This window comes from Burkholderia sp. Ac-20392, assembly GCF_017104585.1.
GTDB lineage: Bacteria > Pseudomonadota > Gammaproteobacteria > Burkholderiales > Burkholderiaceae > Burkholderia > Burkholderia lata.
The window spans coordinates 1-7474 of the sequence record NZ_JAAGPB010000416.1 but is presented as its reverse complement, the minus strand read 5'-3'; the positions used below and the strand labels follow the sequence as shown (position 1 = coordinate 7474).

The following is a 7474-nucleotide window of genomic DNA, read 5'->3' as shown; positions in this document are numbered from 1 at the left end:
GATGCGCTAAGTTATTGAGCGGACACGGATTTTATCATGCCCTCACGAACACTGCCGGGCACACCATTCCACGCCACACATCACGCAAACCTCACCACAAACGAAAAACCCCAAGAACCTTCCGATTCTTGGGGTTTTAATTCTGGTGGCCTGGGTCGGAATCGAACCAACGACACGCGGATTTTCAATCCGCTGCTCTACCAACTGAGCTACCGGGCCAACGAAGAAGAGAAAGTATATCCACCCTTCGTTACTTGATCAAGTACTTTAACGAAATATTTTATACGGCGCCTTCGGGCGGCTTCTTGCCGAGCTCGACACCGAGTTGCTTGAGCTTGCGATACAGGTGCGTGCGCTCGAGGCCCGTCTTCTCCGCGACGCGCGTCATGCTGCCGTTTTCGCGCGCGAGGTGATATTCGAAGTACGCACGCTCGAACGCATCGCGCGCTTCACGCAACGGGATGTCGAACGGGATCGCAGCCGTCTGGCCCGCGAGGCCGAGTGCCGAAGCCATGTCGTCGCCGAGCGTCGGCAGCGCGGCCGCAGACGCAACCGCCGCGGGCCCCGCTGCCTGCCCTGCACCGGCCTTCGCCGCGGCATTCGCGGACACCGGCGCCGCACCGCGTGCGAGACCGTGCTCGACGGACTTCAGCAGCTTCTGCAGTGCGATCGGCTTCTCGAGGAAATCGAGCGCGCCGATCTTCGTCGCCTCGACGGCCGTATCGATCGTCGCGTGCCCGGACATCATGATCACGGGCATCGTCAGCAGCCCCTGCGCTGCCCACTCCTTGAGCAACGTCACGCCGTCGGTATCGGGCATCCAGATATCGAGCAGCACGAGATCGGGCGCCTGATTCAACCGGTATTCCCGCGCGGCCTGCGCGTTCTCCGCCGCCTCGACGACATGTCCTTCATCGCTGAGGATCTCCGAGAGCAATTCCCGGATGCCCATTTCATCATCTACCACCAGGATGGTTGCCATTTACGCTGCCTTTGTCTGCTCACTTGCTTTTGTCTTGGCGGGGGCCGCCCCGTCCTGCACGCCCGATTCGGCGCCTGGCGCATCGCTCGCCATCTGCAGGAACAGGATCGACACCTGCGCACCCTCGACGGTCTCGCCGTGCATGCGATTGCGCAGATCGATCCGCGCACCGTGCTCATCGACGATTTTCTTGACCGTGGCCAACCCCAGACCCGTGCCCTTCGCCTTCGTCGTCACATAAGGCTCGAACGCGCGGGTCAGGATGCGCGCCGGAAAACCGGGCCCGTTGTCGGACACGGTAAGACGTACCGCGACGCGCGTTTTGCCCTCGGCGTCGGGATCGCCATATTCTACTGTCTTGGTTTCGATCAACACACGCGGATGCGACGACTCCGCGACCGAATCCTGCGCATTCTGCAGCAGGTTGTGAATCACCTGGCGCAGTTGCGTCGCGTCACCGCGTATCACCGGCAGCGCCGGCGCGAGCTCGGCGACGATCGCGCTCTTGCCTTCGCCCACACCGTACAGCCCGAGCACCTCGCTCGCCAGTTCGTTCAACTGCAGATTCGAGAGCACCGCCGGCGGCGTACGCGCGTATTCGCGGAAATCGTCGACCATCCGCTTCATCGCGGCCACCTGGTTGACGATCATCGTCGCGCCGCGCTTGAGCACATCGGCGTCGGGCGGTGCGAGCTTGTCGGACAGCTTCATCTGCAACCGCTCCGCCGACAGCTGAATCGGCGTCAGCGGATTCTTGATCTCGTGCGCGAGCCGGCGCGCGACCTCGCCCCACGCGACCGAACGCTGCGCGGAAATCACGTCGGAGATGTCGTCGAACACGACGACGTAACCGGACGTCTGCGGATCGTCGGCCTGCCCCTCGACCGTCGATACGAGGCGCGTGCCGCGCACGAGCAACGTCAGCGGATCGGCCTCGCCCGGCACCTCGATCGCGAACTGCTGCTGCCAGTGGCCGTGATCGCCGCTGCCGCCGTCGGATGCCGCCTCGCGATCGGCGAACGCCTTGCGCACCATCGCGCCGAACCCGGCGGCCACGCCGATCCGGTCGAGCGTCGTGCCGATCAGCGCATTGAACGGCTGCCGGAAGATCCGCTCGGCGCCGCGATTGGCCGTCGTCAGCCGAAACTGGCGGTCGAGCACGAACACGCCGGCCGTCAGGTTCGCGAGGATGCTCTCGAGATACGTCTTCGAATGCTCGAGCGCGACGCGATTCTTCTCGACCGCGAGCCGCGCCTCGGACAACTGGCGCGTCATCGCATTGAACGACTGCGTGAGGAAGCCGAGCTCGTCGCGCGTCTTGATCTCGCGCTTCGGCGTGTAGTCGCCTTCCGCGACCTCCTTCGTGCCCTGCGCGAGCAGGAACAGCGGCCGCGCGAGCTGCTGGCCGAGCGCGAGCGCAAGCATCATCGCGATGAAGGTCGCGAGGAACAGTGCGAGCGTCAGCGTGCCGATGTACATCTTGCGCAGCCCCGTGCGGCCGAGCGACTTTTCCTGGTACTCGCGATACGCGCGCTGCACGGCGTCCGCGTTGTGGGCAAGCGTGGGCGGCACCGGCTGCGTGAGCTGCAGGAAGCGTTCCGCCGGCTGCAGCAGCGACGTCGATGCGTCGGGAATCGGCCGCACGACGCGCAACCGCAGTGCGCCCTTCGCGCCATGTGCGCGCGGGTCGCCGTCGACTTCACCCTCGATCGCCGCGTACGCGCCGTGTTCGCGCGCCTGGTTCAGCATCAGCGGCGTCGGCAGGTCGTCCGGAATCAGCGCCGCGAAATTGCCCGACGCCTGCGCGACGATGTGCAGGTCGGGCGCCGCCCCCGAGCCGCCACGGCTCGGCTCGACGATCGTCGCATCCTGCACGCCGAACTGGTCGCGCAGCCGCAGCAGCGTGAGCGTCGTGCCGTTCGTGTTCGCATCGACGCTCGCGAGCTGGTCGGACATCAGCCGCGCCTTCGTCTGCAGATCGGACAGCGAAGCATCGAGCATCCCGCGGCCGAGGTTCAGGCCGGCCGTCAGCGCCGTCTCGACGTTCACGTCGAACCACGACTCGATGCTGCGCGACACGAACTGGTACGACACGATGTAGATGATCCCGCCCGGCACCACGCCGACGAGCGCGAAGAACACCGCGAGCTTCGCGAGCAGCCGCGTGCCGAACTTGCCCTTCCTCAGGCGCACGACGATCATCCCGATCAGCCCGAGCACCACGAGCAGGAACACGAGCGCGACGACGATGTTCGTCGCGTACAGCCACGAGTAGTAGCGATCGAAGAATTCGGTATTCGCGCTCGCGGCCGCGAGCAGCACGAGCAGCAGCAGCGCGGTGAGCGCGACGGTCGAGACGATCACGCGAACGAGGAGGCTCTTCCCGCTGGCCGCGCGGCGCACTTTATTTAGCACGTTCGGTCACCGTGAAGTTGAAGCGCTTCCAGTCCGACCCGAGCGTCCAGTCGCGGTTGTTCACGGCGTCGACCTGGAACGGCTTCGGCATCAGCGCCGTATCGAGCTGCATCCGCACCGATGCCGTGTAGGTTTCACCGGAGCGCACCTGGTTGCGGTCGATCACGTGCCACGACGTGATGTGCCTGATGACGGCGAGCGCGTCCTTCAGCGACGGGAAACCGAGCTGCAGGCCGCCCGTCGACACGCGATACTCGCGCGTGAGCGGCTGGAACGACAGGCGAATCGTCTGCGTCACCGCCACCGGCTGCTCGTCGAACCAGTACCAGCGCGCACGGCTCAACTCGAAGTCGGTCGTGAAGTAAAGCGGAATGCCTTTGTTGACGGCATCCTCGAGGCTCGGGTTCAGTTCGAAATCGAAGCGGGCATCGAGCGCCCAGCCGCTTCCGTCGGACTGGAGCGACGCGCGCTGCACGGCGACCGACTGGGCATGCGCCGGCCGGACGACCGCCAGACACAGCGTCAACGCGACCATCAGGACGGCCGCGAGCCGAAGTGGAAAAAGGTGTTTGATCGTCACCGTTTCTGAAACCGCGCGTAGAAAAATCCGTCGTGATCGGTGTTCTGGTCGAGTGCGCCGGCGGCCGCCCCTCCCTGCACTCCGCCCGGCAGCAGCTGGCCGGGGGCGTCCAATCGTACCGCATCTTCACAGGCCGCTTCAAACCAGCGGGCCTGCAATTCGCCTTCTTCGGGGAAGACCGAACAGGTCACGTAAAGCAGTTCGCCGCCCGGCTTCACGAGCGGCCACAACGCCGACAGGATGCGACGCTGTTCCGCGACGAGCGCCGGGATGTCGGCCTCGCGGCGCAGCCAGCGAATGTCGGGGTGCCGACGCACGATGCCGGACGCCGAGCACGGCACATCGGCGAGGATGCGGTCGAACGGGCGCCCGTCGTACCACGCGTCGGGTGCACCCGCATCGCCGACACGCACGTCGGCTTCGAGCGACAGTCGCACGAGGTTCTCGCCGATCCGCGCCGCGCGCGCGGCGTCGCTTTCCAGCGCAACGACTTCCGCATCGGCCAGTTCGAGAATGTGGCCGGTCTTGCCGCCGGGCGCCGCGCATGCGTCGAGCACACGCATGCCGTCGCGCGCACCGAGCCATTCGGCTGCGAGCTGCGCGCCGGCGTCCTGCACCGATACGACGCCGTCGGCAAACCCGGGAATACGATCGACCGGTAGCGCCGACGCAAGCCGCACTGCATGCCGGCCGATCGCGGTCGCTTCGATCCCGTTCGCGCGCAGCGTATCGAGATACGCGTCGACGCTCGCACGGCGCGCGTTCACGCGCAGCGTCAGCGGCCCCTGTCGCTCGCCGGCCGCGAGGATCGCCTGCCATGCGTCGGGCCATGCGCGCTTCACCGAATCGACCCACCACGCACGGTAGTTCCAGCGGGCGACGATATCGTCCTGCAGCGCCGCGACGAGCGCATCGCGCTCGCGCAGGAAACGGCGCAGCACCGCGTTGACCATCCCCTTCGCGAACGCGCATTCGCGGCGTGCGCCGATCACGGTCACGGCCTGGTCGACCACCGTAAACGCCGGATACGCGGCCTCGTCCGGCGGGTCGAGCAGCAGCGCGAACGCACCGGCGAGCACCGCGTGCACGTGTGCGGGCGGCGCCTTGCTGATGAACCGGCCGATCAGCCAGTCCGCACTGCCGAGGCGACGCATCGTCCGGTATGCGACGTCCTGCGTTGCCCCACGCGCGAGTGCCTGCGCACCGGACGGCATCTGCGCGAATACCGCCGAGAGTGCCGCCGGCAGCGCAGTGCCGCGCCGCACCGCATCGACCGCCTGCGCGGCCGCATCGAGGGCGAAGCCGAGCGAATCGGGCGCGAGATGCAGCGGGGACAGGCGCGCCGGGCGGCCGGAAGAAGACGGAGCGGTAGAACGGGTTCGTGTCATCGGAGCAAATTCGGCAAACAAGCGCGGCAAGCGGGTACAGCAAACAAATGCGGAAAACGGCGGAACCGCGGCACCCGCAGGCCCTGCGATCCCAAACCGGGCATTGTAGCGTGCGACGCTGCTGGCCCTTTGGCCCCTTTACGGCGCGCACAAATGAAACACCCCGCAGCGCGAAGCGTGCGGGGTGATGTGGCGGCCCCCGCGCGGCAACTGCCGCACGGTGTGCCGTGGCTTAGTCGAAGCGGCCGGTACGCGCCATCTCCATCAGGCGCGCGATGCGCTCCTCGGTGGCCGGGTGCGTCGAGAACAGATTCTGCAGGCCGCCGCCGTGCAGCGGGTTCATGATCATCATCTGCGCGGTGGCCGGATGCTGCTCGGCTGCCTGGAACGGGATGCCCGCCGCATAGCGATGGATCTTGTCGAGCGCGGTCGCGAGCGACTGCGGATCGCCGGAAATCTGCGCGCCGCCACGATCGGCCTCGAACTCGCGTGCCCGCGAAATCGCCATCTGGATCAGCGCGCCGGCGATCGGCGCAAGCAGCGCGACCGCGATACCCGCGATCGGGTTGGCCGGCCGGCCATTCTCGTCGCGCCCGCCGAAGAACATCGCGAAGTTTGCGATTGCCGAGATCGCGCCCGCCATCGTCGCGGTGATCGTCGAGATCAGGATGTCGCGGTGCTTCACGTGGGCGAGCTCGTGCGCCATCACGCCGCGCATCTCGCGCTCCGACAGCACGCGCAGGATGCCCGTCGTCGCGGCGACTGCCGCGTGCTCGGGGTTGCGGCCCGTCGCAAATGCGTTCGGCGCATCCTCGTTGATCAGGTAGACGCGCGGCATCGGCAGGTTCGCGCGCGTGGCCAGCTCGCGCACCATCCGGTAGAACTGCGGCGCCGTGTTCTCGTCGACTTCCTGCGCGTTGTACATGCGCAGCACCATCTTGTCCGAGAACCAGTATGAGAAGAAATTCATGCCGAGCGCGAACAGCAGCGCGATCGCCATGCCCCGCGAGCCGCCGATCATCCCGCCGATCACGATGAACAGGGCCGTGATCGCGGCCATCAGCATCGCCGTTTTGACCCAATTGAACATACCCACTCCTTATCCGTCAGGGGACCCGCCGCGCATCAAAGGGCGCGGCGGAAAATTGTAAGCGATTTGTTAGATAAGGGCTTGCCGGAAAAATTCAATCTCAGCGTTGCGAGGTTGCAAGACGAAGGCCGAGGCCGACGAAAGCACTGCCGACCGTGCGGTCGAGCCACTTCTTGACGCCCGGCTTGCCCGAGAAGCGCTCCGTGACACTGCCTGCGACCCACGCGACGAGACTGGTCCACACCGTGCTCATCGCGACGAACACGCCACCGAGGGTCAGGAACGCCAATGCCTTGTGCGGGCTGTCGGCGGACACGAACTGCGGGAAGAACGACACGAAGAACAGCACGACCTTCGGGTTCAGCACGTTGGTCCAGAAGCCCTGCATGAACAGCTGGCGCAGCGGCTTCGCAACCTGGGCGGCCGCCTTGCCCGACGGCTCGGCCGCCTGCTTCGCGAAGATCATCCGCACGCCGAGGTAGATCAGGTAGGCGGCGCCGATCAGCTTGATCACCGTGAATGCGGCAGCCGACGCCGCGAGCAGCGCGGTCAGGCCGAATGCGCAGGCGAGCGCATGAACGCAACAGCCGGCCGAAATGCCGAACGCCGACATCAGCCCCGCGCCGCGGCCCTGCGCGACGCTGCGGCCGACGATATAGGCCGTATCGGGGCCGGGCGTGACATTCAGCAGGAAGACTGCCAGCACGAAGAAGCCGAAATGGGTGATGCCGAACATGAGAACCTCGAAACCGGAGAGCGCAGGGAAATTCTACGCGCGCCTGCCGCACCGCGCGACTCGGCCGTCCGGCCGATTGCGCCCGCCCGGCAGGCCGTGTCGAATGGCGGTCAGGCCGCGTCGGTCAACGTGAAACGCTGGCCTGCGGCGAGCGGCGAGCCGGCCAGGAATTCGCGCGCGGGCAGCCGCTTGCCGCCCGGCTTCTGCAACTGCGTGACACGCAGCGCACCGCTGCCGCACGCGACGACCACGCCTTCCGGCGCGGCTTCCACGATCGTGCCGA

6 protein-coding genes, 1 tRNA gene and 1 pseudogene are annotated in these 7474 nt (G+C 66.5%); all 8 read right to left on the bottom strand.

Features of this window, described 5'->3' with window-relative positions:
- Window positions 1-143 precede the first annotated feature (143 nt).
- Window positions 144-219 (bottom strand) — tRNA-Phe (locus G3N99_RS30705).
- A 61-nt stretch (window positions 220-280) separates the two neighbouring features.
- Window positions 281-982, bottom strand: a complete 702-nt coding sequence (esaR, locus tag G3N99_RS30700; RefSeq protein WP_085041942.1) for a response regulator transcription factor EsaR — start codon at window positions 980-982, stop codon at window positions 281-283.
- Complete coding sequence (gene esaS / locus G3N99_RS30695; protein WP_206124248.1) at window positions 983-3397, bottom strand: sensor histidine kinase EsaS; 2415 nt, start codon at window positions 3395-3397, stop codon at window positions 983-985.
- Complete coding sequence (locus G3N99_RS30690; protein WP_174937408.1) at window positions 3387-3977, bottom strand: DUF4390 domain-containing protein; 591 nt, start codon at window positions 3975-3977, stop codon at window positions 3387-3389. Before G3N99_RS30690 ends, esaS begins: the two co-directional genes overlap by 11 nt.
- Entirely contained in the window at window positions 3974-5365 is a 1392-nt protein-coding gene (gene rsmB / locus G3N99_RS30685) for a 16S rRNA (cytosine(967)-C(5))-methyltransferase RsmB (RefSeq protein ID WP_206124247.1), read from the bottom strand. Before rsmB ends, G3N99_RS30690 begins: the two co-directional genes overlap by 4 nt.
- 232 nt (window positions 5366-5597) lie before the next feature.
- On the bottom strand, window positions 5598-6455 hold the full coding sequence (gene htpX / locus G3N99_RS30680; protein ID WP_174937406.1) for a zinc metalloprotease HtpX: 858 nt from the start codon (window positions 6453-6455) through the stop codon (window positions 5598-5600).
- 100 nt (window positions 6456-6555) lie between these two features.
- Window positions 6556-7191: a LysE family translocator gene (locus tag G3N99_RS30675; RefSeq protein ID WP_206124246.1), complete on the bottom strand. Its 636-nt coding sequence runs from the start codon at window positions 7189-7191 to the stop codon at window positions 6556-6558.
- A gap of 110 nt (window positions 7192-7301) precedes the next feature.
- Window positions 7302-7474, bottom strand: a pseudogene (locus G3N99_RS30670) (methionyl-tRNA formyltransferase); the annotation flags it as partial.

Coding starts and splice junctions, on each gene's coding strand:
- esaR (WP_085041942.1), bottom strand. CDS start 982: ATGGCAACCATCCTGGTGGTAGATGATGAAATGGGCATCCGGGAATTG.
- rsmB (WP_206124247.1), bottom strand. CDS start 5,365: ATGACACGAACCCGTTCTACCGCTCCGTCTTCTTCCGGCCGCCCGGCG.
- htpX (WP_174937406.1), bottom strand. CDS start 6,455: ATGTTCAATTGGGTCAAAACGGCGATGCTGATGGCCGCGATCACGGCC.
- G3N99_RS30675 (WP_206124246.1), bottom strand. CDS start 7,191: ATGTTCGGCATCACCCATTTCGGCTTCTTCGTGCTGGCAGTCTTCCTG.